General features: G+C 37.1%; 14 protein-coding genes and 4 tRNA genes. 6 read left to right on the plus strand and 12 right to left on the minus strand.

The annotated features are described in order from the left end of the window. The first annotated feature begins 5 nt into the window (after positions 1 to 5). Positions 6 to 575: a gluconate 2-dehydrogenase subunit 3 family protein gene (locus ACFSKV_RS11240; protein WP_380802643.1), complete on the plus strand. Its 570-nt coding sequence runs from the start codon at positions 6 to 8 to the stop codon at positions 573 to 575. A 55-nt stretch (positions 576 to 630) separates the two neighbouring features. Further along, a complete protein-coding gene (locus ACFSKV_RS11245) occupies positions 631 to 1533 on the plus strand; it encodes a sugar phosphate isomerase/epimerase family protein (RefSeq protein ID WP_380802645.1) in 903 nt (300 codons plus the stop codon). Positions 1534 to 1602: 69 nt separating this feature from the next. Here the strand turns inward: ACFSKV_RS11245 and ACFSKV_RS11250 are convergent, their stop codons facing one another. Then, a complete protein-coding gene (locus tag ACFSKV_RS11250; protein ID WP_380802647.1) occupies positions 1603 to 2256 on the minus strand; it encodes an MCP four helix bundle domain-containing protein in 654 nt (217 codons plus the stop codon). Positions 2257 to 2539: 283 nt separating this feature from the next. On the opposite strand from ACFSKV_RS11250, the gene ACFSKV_RS11255 reads away from it, so the two are divergent. From ACFSKV_RS11255 to ACFSKV_RS11265, 3 genes are read left to right on the plus strand one after another with little or no spacing between them, the layout of a single operon-like run. Further along, on the plus strand, positions 2540 to 4516 hold the full coding sequence (locus tag ACFSKV_RS11255) for a DUF1592 domain-containing protein (protein ID WP_380802650.1): 1977 nt from the start codon (positions 2540 to 2542) through the stop codon (positions 4514 to 4516). 35 nt (positions 4517 to 4551) lie between these two features. Beyond that, a complete protein-coding gene (locus ACFSKV_RS11260; protein ID WP_380802652.1) occupies positions 4552 to 5901 on the plus strand; it encodes a DUF1552 domain-containing protein in 1350 nt (449 codons plus the stop codon). An 18-nt stretch (positions 5902 to 5919) separates the two neighbouring features. Continuing rightward, complete coding sequence (locus ACFSKV_RS11265; protein WP_380802654.1) at positions 5920 to 7407, plus strand: c-type cytochrome domain-containing protein; 1488 nt, start codon at positions 5920 to 5922, stop codon at positions 7405 to 7407. Positions 7408 to 7437: 30 nt separating this feature from the next. Here ACFSKV_RS11265 and ACFSKV_RS11270 read toward each other — a convergent pair. From ACFSKV_RS11270 to ACFSKV_RS11285, 4 genes are all read right to left on the minus strand, one after another. Then, positions 7438 to 7510: transfer RNA gene (locus tag ACFSKV_RS11270), tRNA-Lys, on the minus strand. Between the two features lie 141 nt (positions 7511 to 7651). Then, positions 7652 to 7725 (minus strand) — tRNA-Arg (locus tag ACFSKV_RS11275). A gap of 12 nt (positions 7726 to 7737) precedes the next feature. Next, positions 7738 to 7811, minus strand: a tRNA-Pro gene (locus tag ACFSKV_RS11280). Positions 7812 to 7852: 41 nt separating this feature from the next. Continuing rightward, a tRNA-Lys gene (locus tag ACFSKV_RS11285) sits at positions 7853 to 7925 on the minus strand. Positions 7926 to 8196: 271 nt separating this feature from the next. Between ACFSKV_RS11285 and ACFSKV_RS11290 the strand changes: the two genes are divergently transcribed. Further along, positions 8197 to 8814, plus strand: a complete 618-nt coding sequence (locus ACFSKV_RS11290; RefSeq protein ID WP_380802656.1) for a hypothetical protein — start codon at positions 8197 to 8199, stop codon at positions 8812 to 8814. 288 nt (positions 8815 to 9102) lie between these two features. Here the strand turns inward: ACFSKV_RS11290 and ACFSKV_RS11295 are convergent, their stop codons facing one another. The 7 genes from ACFSKV_RS11295 to ACFSKV_RS11325 form a co-directional block, all read right to left on the minus strand. Continuing rightward, positions 9103 to 9762, minus strand: a complete 660-nt coding sequence (locus ACFSKV_RS11295) for a hypothetical protein (RefSeq protein WP_380802659.1) — start codon at positions 9760 to 9762, stop codon at positions 9103 to 9105. 125 nt (positions 9763 to 9887) lie between these two features. After that, positions 9888 to 10895 (minus strand): type I glyceraldehyde-3-phosphate dehydrogenase, encoded by a 1008-nt coding sequence (gap, locus tag ACFSKV_RS11300; protein WP_380802662.1) that lies wholly within the window; start codon positions 10893 to 10895, stop codon positions 9888 to 9890. 348 nt (positions 10896 to 11243) lie between these two features. Next, entirely contained in the window at positions 11244 to 13472 is a 2229-nt protein-coding gene (locus ACFSKV_RS11305; protein ID WP_380802666.1) for an NADP-dependent isocitrate dehydrogenase, read from the minus strand. Between the two features lie 202 nt (positions 13473 to 13674). Beyond that, positions 13675 to 14475 (minus strand): amidohydrolase, encoded by an 801-nt coding sequence (locus tag ACFSKV_RS11310; RefSeq protein WP_380802670.1) that lies wholly within the window; start codon positions 14473 to 14475, stop codon positions 13675 to 13677. A 54-nt stretch (positions 14476 to 14529) separates the two neighbouring features. Beyond that, entirely contained in the window at positions 14530 to 15084 is a 555-nt protein-coding gene (def, locus tag ACFSKV_RS11315) for a peptide deformylase (RefSeq protein WP_380802673.1), read from the minus strand. After that, positions 15081 to 15494, minus strand: coding sequence for a Holliday junction resolvase RuvX (gene ruvX, locus ACFSKV_RS11320; RefSeq protein WP_380802676.1), 414 nt, complete (start codon positions 15492 to 15494; stop codon positions 15081 to 15083). The genes def and ruvX overlap by 4 nt, the downstream gene beginning before the upstream one ends. Beyond that, positions 15494 to 16255 (minus strand): hemerythrin HHE cation-binding protein, encoded by a 762-nt coding sequence (locus ACFSKV_RS11325; protein ID WP_380802679.1) that lies wholly within the window; start codon positions 16253 to 16255, stop codon positions 15494 to 15496. Before ACFSKV_RS11325 ends, ruvX begins: the two co-directional genes overlap by 1 nt. Between the last annotated feature and the right edge of the window lie 32 nt (positions 16256 to 16287).

Raw genomic sequence — 16287 nt, forward strand, 5'->3', positions numbered from 1 at the left:
GAACCATGGCAATGAATAGAAGAGATGCTATAAAAAGTGTCGCCCTAATGATGGGTGGGGCAATGGTAGGAGCAAATGCCATCCTGACTGGTTGTGCGCCTGAAGATCAAATTGTAGGTCTGGAATTTTCACCAAAAGATATTGCTTTTTTGGATGAAATCGGGGAAGCTATTATACCTTCTACAGATACTCCTGGAGCAAAGGCCACAAAAATAGGCGAATTTATGCAAATGATGGTCAAAGACACCTATAATGCCGAACAACAAACCAAATTTGTAGAAGGGCTGAATTTAATCCAAAAGGATTTTAAAAAAGCAAAAGGCAAAGATTTCATGGAGGTAAGTGTTGAGGAAAGGACAAACTATTTAAATGAGTTGCAGGCAAATGGTAAAGCTACAATTGAATCAGATCCTGCGTTAGTAGGACAGATTTTGGGCATGTTGAAAGACCTGACAGTTTTGGGATATTTTACTTCAGAAATCGGTGCCACCCAGCAATTGAGATATTTTGAGGTACCAGGAAGGTATGATCCCTGCATTGATTATACTCCAGGAGAACGTGCATATGCAATTTAATAAATATTCACCTAGAGGCTGTTGTTGAAACAGTCTCTTTTATTTCTAACCCAGTATGAAAAATAGAAGAAAATTTATTCAAATGAGTACTGTTCTTGGAGCAGGTGCCTTTTTGCCTCTACAGTTTTGTACACCTCCAAAAAAAGAAGAAAGTACTTCCAATGAACTAATTTTAGGCGCTGCAAAAGGGATTTTAGATGACTTTGGAATTCAGCTTTATTCTGTAAAAGAAAATATGGCAGAGGATGCCGTTGCCACCATAAGGGCTTTGGCATCTTATGGGTATACCCAAATTGAGGGTTTTGATGGAGGGAAAGGAATATTTTGGGGAATGAAAAATACCGAATTCAAGACACTCATGGATGACCTTGGTTTGGATTTCATAGCCTCTCATGCCAATACCTTTGAAAATCTCGAACTCCAGGCAGAACAAGCTAGTGCTATTGGAATGAAATATTTAATCTGTCCTTGGGTAGGGCCTCAAAAATCCATGGATGATTTCAAAAGACTAGCCGAAGATTTTAATAAGCAGGGAGAAATCTGCCAAAAACATGGTTTAAGATTCGCATACCATAATCATGGTTATACTTTCGTAGAATTGGAAGGCCAAATTCCCCAGGATTATTTAATGGAAAATACAGATCCAGCTTTGGTAGACTATGAGATGGATACCTATTGGGTGTATACTGCAGGAAAAGACCCAATTGATTATATTAAACGCTATCCTGGAAGATTTACCTTGGGACATGTTAAGGACAAATCTGGTGAGTTGAATTTTGAGGAACCTAATGGGTCTACCTTAATCGGGAAAGGAATCATGGATTTCCCTCAAATTTTAAGAGCTGGAATGGACAACGGTATGAAATATTTTATCGTGGAGCAAGAAAGGTTTGACGGAACCAACCCCATGGAAGCTGCTGAATTAAATGCAGGATTTATGAAAAGTTTGGTTTTCTGAAATCCAGATGAAAAAGCCCCAAGGCACTAAAGTTTATCTTGGGGCTTTTTATTCAAAGATTTGTTTAGTCTAGTCCACAATTCCATTTCTAATTGATCGGGAGGTATAGATGAGCAGGTAAATAATGACCAAAAGAATTACCAATGCTGCTACTTCAAATTGAGCCCAAATTTTGGACCTGTTTACGACTTTATCAGAATTCATGGCTAAAATTTTCCCTTCTTCCAGCTGGATTTGAGAAAGCTTTTCCAAATCTGTTATGGCACGTTCAATATAAGAATTATACTCCTTAACTTTTACCGAATTGATTCCGGAAGAATCAGAATACAGTGAAGCATAATCTGCAATTCTTAAATTCTCCTGAATGATTTTTTTGAAATCGGTCAAAAATCCTTCTTCAGTAATGGTAAGTTTGGTGTTTTCAAATTCATGTACCAAGGTTAAAATACCTTCCTCATATTGAATGATTTCATCAATGACATGGCTGTAATCACTTTCAAACTCACAATGATTGACCAACAATTTGATCCTAAAAAGTTTTTCAGAAATTGAAAAAATATAACTCTCTACCACCAATCGGTCCTCATAAAAAGAGATGAAGCTATCCCCCAATTGATTGAAGTTTTTCCTTTCTAAAAGATTCTTTCCAAATATCATCGCAATAAGGATGGTCAGAACCATGGCAACTTTGATCTTTCGATTTTGGTTTTTACTTCTTGTCATAGATTAAATTCAGATTTTTACCTCCTAACTCAAGACAGTTTCAACATTAACTTTTCTTTTTCGGATTATTCAACCAATTAAGATTTTTGTTTGGAAATAACCTAAGAAAAGCAGAAAATAATAAAAATTACAATTTTCACCCATTAATGATACTTCCCAAAATAAGGATCTGAAATTTCATTCATCCCTTATTTTTAAGACACTCACACTGTAGGAATACCATACAAATAAGAGAATAAGTAGCACTATTTGAAATATTATTTTTTTTGTATATTCAAATGCTATGAAATCCTCCTTTATTCAGATCATATTATTTTTTATGGTTTTCAATACAGTCATTGCTGAGGAAGTGAAAGAATCTGATGTTGACCATATTGAAACTTTAATGCCTTTGGCAGAGAAGCATTGCTTTTCTTGCCATCATGACACCAAAAGATCAGGAGGTCTTAGCATCAAAAGCTATTTCATGGGCATCAATGACTTTGAAAGTAGAATTGTAAGAGGTGGAAAAGTTTGGACAAATATTATACAAACTGTCAAATCTGGAGAAATGCCTCCAGCCGGCGAACCTCATATGACTCATGCCGAGAGGGAGTCTTTTATCAATTCTGTTAATGCTATTTTGCTAAAGTCTTTATCTTCAAACGATCCGGGCAGGGTTGTTATCAGAAGATTGAGCCATACTGAATACGAGTATTCAATCTATAATTTAGTAGGTGTGAAGTTTGATGCCAGATCAAGGTTCCCAAGCGATGGATCCGGTGGAGCAGGATTTGATAATTTTCCAAGTACCCTTTTTATCACCCCATTAAAAATGGAGAGATATTACGAGGCTGCTGAAGAAATTTTGGACTTGGCATATACCAATCCTGAAATTTGGAAAAAAATTGTCCCCAAACCCTACAGAGAAAATTTATTCAAACGCATTTACAATTGGATTGTCCGTATTTTTGCTCCTAAAAGTTATGTAAGAAAACATTTGATTGCTGCAGAGGAAGTAATCGTTCCCTTTACAAGTAATGCTTTCAGAAGGTTCCTAACCCCAGAAGAAAAACAAACTTATTTATCTCTTTTTGACGAAGTATATGAAGGAACAAAAGGGAAAGAAAAATTTAACTTGGCGATCAAAGAAACCCTAAAAGCTGTTCTGGTTTCTCCTAATTTTTTATACCGTTATGAGGAGGAACAGCCAGTTGATCATGCTTATCCTCTTAGCAATTTTGAATTGGCCAGCAGAATTTCGTTCTTTCTATGGTCTACTTTCCCTGACAAAGAACTTTTTGAGGTAGCATATAGGGAAGACCTTCATGACCCAAAAGTTTTAAAAAAACAGGTTCAAAGAATGCTGAAGGACGAAAAAGCCAAACATTTCTCGGAAAGTTTTGCGACACAGTGGTTTGGAATAAGTAGGTTCAGGGAAGAAAACACATCTGATCCGGAAAGATATCCCGAGATGACATCATCTTTAAGGGCAGCGATGTACCAGGAATTGGTAGAATTTTTTCATTACGTGCTTACTGGCAGTAAAAATTTCCTGGACTTGATAGATAGTGATTATACTTTCCTGAATGAAGAACTGGCCAATCACTATGGCATTGAAGGTGTCCAAGGATCAGATTTTCAAAAAGTTAACCTTTACAACAGCCCAAGGGGAGGAATACTTGGCATGGCCAGTATCTTAACTTCCACTTCTCTTCCCATACGGACCAGTCCGGTTTTAAGAGGGAAATGGGTCCTTGAAGAAATACTTGGGACGCCTGCTCCCCCACCACCGCCGGATGTGGGCGATCTTCCCGAGGAAGCAGCAACAGACCCTAATGCAAGTATCCGTGACCTTTTGACTATTCACCGGTCGAAACCTGCTTGTATTTCCTGCCACCAAAAGATGGATCCCATCGGATTTGGTTTAGAAAACTATGATGCAATTGGGCGTTGGAGAGAAAGTTATGGACAGGACAAAATTGTTGCCTGGGATACCTTACCAAGTGGTGAAATATTTAATGGACCGAGTGAATTAAAGAAGATTCTTGCCAATAAAAAGGATTTGTTTGCCAGAACTATTGCTGAAAAAACATTCACCTATGCAATTGGTAGAAATGTGGAATTTAAGGACGAGCTCTATATTCAGGCACTTGTTAAGAACTTAATGGACAACAACTTTAATACAGAAGAATTCATAATTGCTCTTGTTAATAGTTATCCATTCAGGTATAAGGTAAATGATGGAGCTGAAAAATTTAAAATGTTGGCAAAAAATTAAAAATCATGGGTAATTGGCATATCTCGCGTCGACGCATGTTAAAAGGATTAGGGGCCACTATCGCACTCCCCTTCTTACAGGCTATGGTCCCACCCGGGATGAGTATTTACAATATGGAAAAAAAGCCAATTCGCTTTGCCTGCCTCTTTATGCCAAACGGGGTAAACAAATTCCATTGGACTCCTGAAAAATTTGGGAGGGATTTTGAACTTACATCTACATTAAGACCTCTTGCCAAGGTTAAAAATGACATTCTTATCTTGAATAATTTAATGAATAAAGGGTCAATTTTCCCTGGAGCAGACGGACATTATGCCAAAACGGCCAATCTATTAACCGGTTTGCCCATTTACCAAACAGTAGGTGATAATTTACACAGCGGGGGCATTTCATTTGACCAACTAATAGCCAAGCACTATGGTCAGGACACTTTACTTGACTCTGTCCAATATGGAATGGAAAGAATAAACTCAGGAATTGACGGAGCTGTTGGATTCACCAGACTTTATGGATCTGTCATTTCTTGGAAGACTCCAACCCAACCATGTTCAAGGGAAATTGAGCCAAGAATGGCATTTGACAGATTGTTTAGGGGTAGCTTACCTGATTCCAAACCGGAAAATGACAGATGGAAAAAAAGTGTTCTTGACCTTGTAAAAGAAGATGCCGATGCTCTTCAAAGGAAACTTGGAAGGGCAGATCAAGATAAATTGGAAGAATATTTAGAATCGATCCGATCCATAGAAAAGCGGATTGATAATGAAGAAAAAATCAAAACATTTGAAAATCAAATAACACCGGAAATTCAGAAAGAGTTGGTGGGTCTCAACTTGCGTATTGATGAATTCAATGAAACTTTTGTCGGCGTGGATATTACAGAAAAGACACGGCAAATGTTAGATATCATGGCTTTGGCATTTTGGACTGATGCTACACGGGTCGGTACTTTTATGTTTGGGAATTCAGTTAGTAACAGGAATTTTTCTTTTCTTCCCGGAGTGCAGGGAAGCCACCACCAATTATCCCATCACCAAAACCTTGAAGATCAACTTGAACAATACCGGATTATAAATGAATGGCATGTGGCCCAATATGCCTACTTCCTTGAAAAATTAAAATCACTTCCAGATGGGGATGGGAATCTATTGGACAATTCAATGATTATGTTTTGTTCGGGATTAAGAGACGGCAATGCCCATTCCCCATACAACCTCCCCGTTTTGGTCGGTGGAAAAGGTGGTGGTGGATTGAAACCAGGTCAAAATTTGGAATTTGAAAAGGATACCCCATTGGCAAACTTATATCTCTCCATGGCACATGTTTTGGACATGCCACTTGAATGCTTTGCAGACAGCACAGGGGAATTATGTGAAATTCATGTATAGTTTTAGACTTTTTATTGGATGAATTCTCACCCTCTTTTGACCAACAAAAAGAACATCTTTATAAAGTTCAGGCATTTATTTCTATTACTTAGTGTGGGAATTCTATTCATTCCCCTAATAAATCCCGGAGAAGCCCCTTCGGATATAACTATTTTCCTTGGTAGGTTTCACCCATTGGTCGTTCATTTTCCGATAGTTTTAATATTTCTGGCCTTGATTTTTGAGATATTAAAAAAAGTCAACATTATAAAAGTCCAGGCGACACTCATTGGTTTTATACTGGGAATTGGGATTTTAGGCTGTTTGGGTTCTTTGATTTTTGGTTTTTTACTTTTTTATACGGGGGAATACACAGGGGAGATAATGAATCGGCATCTATGGGGTGGAGTGTGCTTGACAGCTTTGACGGCTCTCGGCTTATTCTTATTTTTGACCTATGCTAAATTCAAGCGAGAACCATATTATTGGGCTTATTTTATCACACTTTTTGTGGCAAACCTAGTTTTGTTTTACACCAGCCATCAAGGTGGTTCTCTTACGCATGGAGAAGAATATCTGACCCAGTTTCTTCCGGGTAAAAATCAGCCTCAACCCAATTGGGAGCCAAAGCCCATAGAAGAAATGTTGGTGTATGATGATGTAATAGTTGCCTTCATGGAAAATAAGTGCATGAGCTGCCACAATGAAAACAAATCAAAAGGGGGGCTTATTTTGACAACATACGAGGACTTGTTAAAGGGAGGAAAAGGAGAACATGCTACATTGGTCCTTAATTCATCAGCCGAGAGCGATCTTTACCGAAGAGTAACCCTACCGACTAATGACAATGACTATATGCCACCTGATGGGAAAACACCACTGAACACCAACGAGGTTTTACTGTTGAAATGGTGGATAGATAATGGTGCAGACCCAAAAATCAGATTAACTGAAGCCTCTTCAAATCCCGACATCGAACCCATCATATCGGTTTACCTATCAGAACTTGAAAAAGAACAGCAAAGAAGATTTAACCAAAAAATCAGCACTGAAAGTCTTATACAATCTTTAGGGCACTCAAATAATTATGAACTTAGCATAGATCCATACGAAGAGAAATCCATTTTCCTATCCATGACATTTCCTCCATCAAAATTTAGGGACAATGATTTGATTGAGCTTCAGCCTTTGTTCGAAATGATAACAAAAGCTTCATTCATTGGAAGTGATATTACTGACGATGGTTTTTACTATATTGGTCAAATGAGCTCATTGAAAGAGCTATATCTTCAGCAAACCCAAATGAATGGAGAGGGGCTCGCCTATTTATCCAGTTTGGAGAATTTAGAAATTCTGGATCTTTCAAAAACCAACATTACTGACGGCAATATTTTGCATATTATACGCATTCCTTCATTGAAAGAAGTTTATCTCAATGAAACAAATATATCAAAGGAAATCATCGAAGCGATTCAAGTCAATCGTACAAACCTAAAAATACATTTGGAAAGAGGTAAATTATTTTAAAAACAAAAACCTCCAATTTTTGGAGGTTTGTGATCCCGCTGGGGCTCGAACCCAGGACCCTAACATTAAAAGTGTTATGCTCTACCAGCTGAGCTACGGAATCGAGTTTTGTTCTTCCATCCTGATAAATATCGGGATACGGAATCAAGTTTTATACTTTACAATCTTGATTGGTAATTAGAGAGTACTAAATCCTGAAACCTATATAATAAATAGAGCATCCTTTGATGGATGCTCACCTAAGTGATCCTGTCAGGACTCGAACCTGAAACCTACTGCTTAGAAGGCAGTTGCTCTATCCAGTTGAGCTACAGGACCTTGATAAAATAGTCGGGGTGGCAGGATTCGAACCTACGACCTCCACATCCCAAATGTGGCGCGATACCGGGCTACGCTACACCCCGAACTTACTCAATATACCCTAAAAACCCGTTGGTTTTTATTGTGATCCCGCTGGGGCTCGAACCCAGGACCCTAACATTAAAAGTGTTATGCTCTACCAGCTGAGCTACGGAATCAAGTTATGCTCTACCATCCCGATAACTATCGGGAAACAGAATCATTTTTGTTCTCCACCTTACCGATTACTTTCGAGATGGCTAATCCTTGTGGTTTTGACTTGTTTTTTCGTAAATCATTACCGTAATTGGACTGCAAATTTAAGCTACTGGATTTAAAATGCAAAACCTAGACCGAATCTTTCTGACAAAATTTATAATATTTTTTATCGCTTTTTTACAAAGCTTTAATTGTCAAGCTAATACAACAAAGCTTTCTTTAGCAGATTCTTTGTTTGCAGCCCAAAACTATCAGGAAGCATTTTCAATTTATGAAGACTTACTGATCAATGATGAGATTTTTTCCCCTGCAATGCTTTTAAAAATGGCCTTTGTAGCTGAGGGAACCGGCGATTATTCCAAAGCTAGCTTTTATCTGGCTAAATATTATGATCAAAATCCAAATCCAAGGGTTATTACAAAAATTAAGGCATTGACCGAACAAAGCAATTTAATTGGGTATGAATTGGATGATTCTGATAGGTTTTTAAAATTCTTAACAGACCTTCAGGAAGAACTCACTTCTATTTTTTCTATTTTGCTTATTCTATCCTTAATCTTATTGGTCGCCTATAGGAAAAGGGTAGATCAACCAAAATACTATTTTCCTACTATCTTTTTTTTAATCCTTACTTTCATATCCAACAACTTTCTATTTCAGGCCACGACAGGAATAGTAACAGGAAGTCCTACTTTGGTTATGGAAAAACCCACGGCAGGAGGTAAATTACTTTCGGTAGTTGATCCGGGTCATAGAGTGGTGATCAAATCATCAAAAGATATCTGGTATGAAGTAAATTGGGGAGGAAAAAAAGTTTTTATTAAAAAAGAAAACATTACAAAATTATAGACTCAGAAATTTAAGGGCTTAAGGTTTTTATAATACCCGTTAATTTTGATTCTTTTCTTTCTTTGTATTTAATATCATTGATCAGCTGTATGTCATGGAGTACAAAAATATGACGAGTAAGAAATTCTTATAGAAAGTCAAACAATTTAAGGGAGATCACCTGTAACCTTTTACTTTGCAACAACAAGTTAGATTTTAAAGTCCTTTTTGTTTAAGTCAATAAATATTGGTTAAGCAAATGGAAATAAGTGTCTGGAATTACCAATTCTGACGAAGCAATTGGAACAATTAATCAATTTCCTCCAGCATAGTTAAAATTTGTTCAGGAGACATATACAAATTCCTGATTTTGTATTTGTATTCCTCCGTAAAGCCGTCATTATTTAAGATATAGTTTTTATTTGCAAGGATATGACGCCCCATTCCACACCCAATGGCAAAGCCATCAGCAGTTAGTTCAGCTTCAATCACTTTTTGTTTTGATAAAAAGTATTTTGCTCCAAAATGCATCATATTGACTGATGATCTATTCAAATAATCCATGATATGCCCCAATTCATGCCCAATCCACCCGATAAGGGCGTCTTTAGGTATGTTTTCAATAGGAACTATTTGGTCTCCAAAATCAAGTTTTCTTGTTATTTTTATTCGGTACTTTCTGTTTTCTTTTCCATCAACAAAGAGGGAAAAAACTTTGGGCTGTGCCTGCATTACAGATCCGGAAATTTTATCCTTTAATTCAAATGTGATATGAACACCTTTCAATTCCGGAAAAAATTCCAAAGCCTTTTTTACTGGATCAAAAATCTCTTCTGGGATTGTTTTATTCTGGTAGGTAATTAATACTTGGTGATTATCATTTTCGGGGAGGGAAGCAATGAAATTGGTTACTGTCAACAACATTCCTGGATTTCCCATAAGAAAAATCCAAATTAATAATAAGCGCATGAAACTGTAATATTTTAATATCCTACATAATAGCAAAAAAAGAACACTCTTCCAAAATTATCCATGCAAACAAAAAGGGGAGACAAAATTGCCCCCCTTTTGTTGGATATAATATCAGTTAAATATTAAGATTTTCCGGCAATGTAGGCCAATAGATCTACCACCTTATTGGAATAACCCCATTCATTATCATACCAGGATACAACCTTCACAAAAGTCTCGCTAAGTTGTATCCCTGCATCTGCATCAAAAATGGAAGTTCTTGGATCCCCATTGAAATCTGTAGAAACCACAGCATCCTCAGTATATCCCAATATTCCCTTGAGGTGGGTCTCTGATGCTTCTTTCATTTTGGCACAAATCTCTTTATAAGTGGCCGGTTTTTTAAGTCTGACAGTCAAATCAACCACTGAAACATTTGGTGTTGGTACCCTGAAAGCCATTCCTGTCAATTTGCCGTTCAATTCCGGAATTACTTTTCCAACTGCCTTGGCCGCTCCTGTTGATGAAGGGATAATGTTCTGAGCAGCTCCTCGTCCACCTCTCCAGTCTTTAGCCGAAGGACCATCAACTGTCTTTTGGGTAGCTGTAGTAGCATGAACAGTTGTCATCAACCCTTCTTCAATTCCCCAATTATCATTCAGAACCTTAGCAATGGGTGCAAGACAATTTGTGGTACAGGAGGCGTTGGAAACAAAATTCATGTCAGAAGTATATTTGTTTTCATTTACTCCCATCACAAACATTGGAGTATCATCTTTTGAAGGTGCAGACATGATTACTTTTTTTGCTCCGGCATCAATATGTCCCTGAGCAGTCTCTTTGGTCAGGAAAATCCCAGTAGATTCAACCACATAATCAGCTCCGATCTCTCCCCATTTTAGATTGGCAGGACTTTTCTCAGAAGTTACTCTGATTTGGTTACCATTAACAATTAATTTACCATCCTTAACTTCAACTGTTCCATCAAATCTTCCATGGGTGGAATCATATTTTAGCATATAGGCAATATAATCCACATCTATCAGGTCATTGATACCAACCACCTGAACATCAGATCTGGATTGTGCTGCTCTAAAAACCAGTCTTCCGATTCTTCCGAATCCATTGATTCCTACTTTGATTTTGCTCATAGTTATTTTATTTATTGTAGTGTTGCGAAAACTTTAAAAATAATTTGGTACTGTATTAAATCTTAATTTTGATAATTCTTATCTCTTTTATGGTTTAAATTTACCAAATAAATCTTGCTCCCCAAAATATTTAAGAGATTGAAAATGAAGTGTTTAATTAAGGAATAAAATACAATCGATTGCGGAATACTTTTAAATTAAACAAGATATTGATAATCAGGAGAATATTTTTTTTATCCACTAGCCCAAATTTATTAAATAATTTTTAATCAACTTCTTGGTACAAATGATTCAAGTTGGCTTGGATAACCAAAAAGAAAAAAAGCGGCAAAAACCGCTTTTTTCAAATTAAATTTTGGAAAGGATATTATTAAAGGTTTCACTCGGTCTCATCGCTCTTGTTGCTTTTACAATATCAGGTTTATAATACCCTCCTATATCAACTTTATCTCCCTGACAATTATTAAGTTCTCCTACAATTCTTCCTTCATTTTCCTTTAATTCTTGGGCTATTGGAGTAAAAACTGTTTTCAACCCTTTATCTTTATCCTGATTGGCTAAAGCTTCAGCCCAGTACAAGGCAAGGTAAAAATGACTTCCCCTATTATCCAGTTCTTTTACTTTTCTGGATGGGGATTTATCTTCCTGAAGAAATTTCCCTGTTGCCTGATCAAGGGTTTCTGCCAAAACTTTTGCCCTGGCATTGGAAAAGGTCTCCCCTAAATGTTCTAAAGAAACTGCCAACGCAAGGAATTCTCCCAATGAATCCCATCGAAGATGGTTTTCTTCCAAAAACTGTTCAACATGTTTAGGTGCAGAACCACCGGCCCCTGTTTCAAACAAACCTCCTCCATTCATTAATGGAACTATTGAAAGCATTTTAGCACTAGTTCCGAGTTCCAGGATCGGGAATAAATCTGTAAGGTAATCTCTTAGCACATTTCCTGTCACAGAAATAGTGTCTTTGCCTGCTTTTAATCTCTCTAGCGTAAATCGTGTGGCTTCCTCCGGAGACATGATATGGATTTCAAGACCGATAGTATTATGATCCTGAAGGTATTTATTAACTTTTTTTATCAATTCAGCATCATGGGCCCTCTTTTTATCCAACCAGAATACAGCGGGAACCTCTGTTGCCTTTGCCCTTTTTACAGCGAGTTTCACCCAATCTTGAATAGGAGCATCTTTTGTCTGACACATTCTCCAAATATCCCCTTTTTTGACTTCATGTTGGATCAATACCTCTCCTGAGGAGGAAACAACATTCACAACTCCATCTGAATGGATTTCAAAAGTCTTATCATGGGAACCGTATTCTTCTGCCTTTTGGGCCATCAGACCCACATTTGGTACTGAACCCATGGTAGAAGGGTCAAATGCGCCATTTTTTTTGCAAAAATCGATGGTTTCTTGATAAACACCTGCATAAGACCTATCTGGTATGACTGCTTTGGTGTCCTGAGGTTTCCCTTCCTTATTCCACATCTGACCTGATGTCCTGATCATTGCAGGCATGGAAGCATCAATGATAACATCACTTGGCACATGTAAATTGGTAATACCTTTGTCAGAATTTACCATTGCCAAATCGGGTGCGTCTGCCATGCATTTCGCTATATCCGATTCAATTTCCTTTCTTTTTGATTCTGGAAGCTCAGCAATTTTTGCCAGTAGATCCCCAAAACCATTATTGACATCCACTCCCAATTCTTTAAACAAATCCCCATATTTATCAAATACAGGAGCAAAGAAAACCCTGACTGCATGTCCAAAAATGATAGGGTCTGAAACTTTCATCATGGTGGCCTTCATATGCAAAGAATACAGGACGCCTGTTTTTTTCGCATCTTCGATTTGTTCTTTCAGGAATTTTTTCAATTCATTGACGCTCATTACTGATGCATCAACCACTTCTCCTACTTTCAAAGCCAAACTATCCTTTAATACAATCACTGATCCATCGTCTCCCACTAATTCTATCCGTACTTTATCCTCATGATCTAGGGTAATTGATTTTTCGCTTCCATAGAAATCCCCCTTGCTCATACTTGCAACGTGGGATTTGGAATCCGATGACCACTTGCCCATACTATGGGGATTATTTTTTGCATATTGTTTTACAGCAAGTGGGGCTCGTCTATCTGAATTTCCTTCACGCAAAACAGGGTTTACCGCACTCCCCTTAACTCTATCATATTTTGCCTTAATGGACTTTTCTTCCTCATTTTTAGGATCATCGGGATAATCGGGCAAAGCATATCCCTTCGCCTGAAGTTCCCTAATTGCAGCCTTCAGCTGAGGAATAGATGCTGAAATATTAGGCAGTTTGACAATGTTAGCTTCAGGTGTATTGGCTATTTCCCCCAATTCAGATAAATCATCATTTATTCTTTGTTCCGGCTTCAATCGTTCCGGAAATTGGGAAATGATTCTTCCGGACAGGGAAATATCCCTCGTCTCTACTGTAATTCCGGCAGATTCTGTAAAGGCCTTGACAATGGGAAGCAATGAATAGGTAGCAAGCGCTGGAGCCTCATCAGTCAGCGTATATAGAATCTTTGCGGTTTTCGTGGTCATTATTAATCTATTCAGAATGTTTAAACTAATTTATGGAAAAAGCCCACAAACAATAAATTAAATCAGGCAAGGAAAAACTGATCCACCTTGAAGGGACTATTTCAAAATTGCGCCAAAATTAAACAAATTATACTAGTTTCAAAGGGAGTTTACATCAAGAAGAACGGGTTTATTCAGAAACTAAAAAATAATATTAAACTGCTTATTTCAATTGAAATTCATCTGCATCCTTCCAGGCAGGAAATTTTTCTCTAAATTCCACTAAAGAAGCATAATCTAAAGAAATTGGGAGAATAACCTCTTCATCCGAAGAAAATGCCAATTTTTCACCTTTAAAATTATATGCTCCCGAATGACCTGAATAGGGTATTGAATTCCCATCCTGACCAATTCTATTCACCCCTATAGCATAACAGAGATTTTCTACTGCCCTGGCTTGTAACAAAATATCCCAGGCAGAAATCCTTGGACTTGGCCAACTTGCAACATACAGGGCAATATCGTATTCCATTTTATCACCCTCTACCCTATTTCTGCTCCAAACAGGAAAACGTAAATCGTAACATACCTGAGGCAGTATTTTCCAACCTTTAATATCGAATACTTTTCTTTCAGTTCCCATTGCATAATAGGCATCTTCCTCAGCCATTCTAAATAAATGCCTTTTATCATACCAATCTACATTTCCAAACTTATCTACCCACAAAAGCCTATTAAAATATTTATTATGTTCTCTAATGACAACACTTCCTGTTACAACTGATTTCTTTTGTTTTGCTATTTGCTTCATCCACCTTGTTGTGGTAAAATTCATTGGCTCGGATACTTCCTCCACCTCCATTGTAAATCCTGTAGGAAACATTTCAGGAAGAATGATCAGGTCTGTTTCCCCCTCAAAGTTCATTAACTTTTCCTCAAGCATAGCCAAATTGGCTGTCTTATCTTTCCAGAACAAATTGGTTTGAACCAATGCAATTTTTATAATGGGGGCAATTTCCTGCATGATAAATAAATTGGGAATAAAAAAACCAACAAGAGATCCCAGTTGGTTTTGTAGTTATTTCAATGGATAAATCATTCTATAATCTGTTGGAATTTTTCCTTTACTGATATCTACCAATTTTCCCTGTACCAATCTCTTTTTAAGTCCTTTAAGGTAATCAATAAATAAAATCCCTTCTAAATGGTCATATTCATGCTGAATTACCCTAGCGGTCATTCCAGAAAATTCTTCCTCTTTAAGATTCCAATTTTCATCATAATACTCAATGGTAAGCTTTTCTGGCCTTATAATTTCAGCCCTGATTTCAGGAATACTTAAACATCCTTCTTCAAATCCATAATTGTCTCCATATTCATCTAAAATGATAGGATTTATAAAAGCTCTCCTTACCCCAATTTCATCATCCTGCTCATCCAGCATTAAAGAACTGTCAATGACAAACAATCGAATACCTTTGTTTATCTGTGGGGCTGCCAGACCTACCCCATTGGCATTATCCATAGTTGAAAACATATCCTGAATGATTTCCTGAAGGTTTTCTCCTTCTCTGATCTCTTCAGCTTCCTTTTTCAAAATGGGATTTCCATAAGCTACTATCGGGTAAATCATATTTGTTCCAAGTAAGATTGTAAGATTATAGCAGCACTTACCTTATCCAAATTTCCTGTTTTCTCTTTCCTGTCCTTTTTTTTACTCCCCATAGTGATCATGCTTTGCATAGCCATTTTGGAAGTGAACCTTTCGTCTACCAAAACCAACTTTTTGTCAGGGAATAATTTTGTCAGCCTGTCCTTTAGGCTAATTACTCTTGGCGTCATTTCATTTGGTTTTCCATCTAATTGTTTCGGAAACCCCAAAACAATTGTTTCAACTTCTTCTTTTTGGAAGTAAGATTGGAGAAATTCTATCAGATTGTTTGTTTCTATTGTCTGGAGTGGGTTCGCAACTATTTTCAATGTATCAGTAACGGCAATACCTGTCCTTTTGGTTCCCAAATCAATCGCAATTATTCTGGCCATCAATTATTAATGATTTTTTTTCTGATCTTTCTGAGAACTTCCTTTTCTAGTTCAACAGCTTTGGGAAACAATAACTGGTCTTCAATTTGGGCATGGATGGTCAGTTCTTTTTCAAAATTTTCCAATTCATGATACAGCACTTTGATGCTTATGGGTGCATGATTGGGCAGAAAATAATTTTTGGTCAGATGACGGATTCCCTGCATCTCATCATCATGGACTTCATGGGATTCTGCCAAAAGAGCCACAGGGTCTTTCTCCAAAATATGAAGAGCAAGCGGGAGTTCAAATTCATCATTTTCGATTTCATGAAGAAGTTGTATTCTGGTAAAGAGTCTGCTTTCTTCTTCATGTATATGATGGATAAAATCTTCCACAAAAAGGGGAAACATCATCCTGAGATCATTAAGAACGTTTCGATATTCAGGAATTTCTGATTGGATTCCGGAAATCATATTAGAAAGAAAAGGAAGTTCCTGTCTGACAAAAAAATAATGCTTCCTTTTCAGGTAGGAAACCAACACCTCAATGGGATGAAGAAACAAATCTTCAGGATTTGGCTCTTTCCTTTTAGCCCAATCCTCTAATTCATCGATTAATTGCTGAGGATTTAACTTAAATTTTTTACAAACCTCCTTCAGGGAATTTTGCTCATATTGAAAAAAACTGATTCCAAAATAATGTAAAATCGCTGCAAAGACGTAATTCTCCGATACAATGTCTTTAATTGGACTTTTTTGTATATTTTCGAAATCAATCATATTGACAAAATTAACCGATTTTAGCTAAATTC

Origin of the sequence: Shivajiella indica (genome assembly GCF_042683085.1) — a bacterium.
Taxonomy (GTDB): domain Bacteria; phylum Bacteroidota; class Bacteroidia; order Cytophagales; family Cyclobacteriaceae; genus Shivajiella; species Shivajiella indica.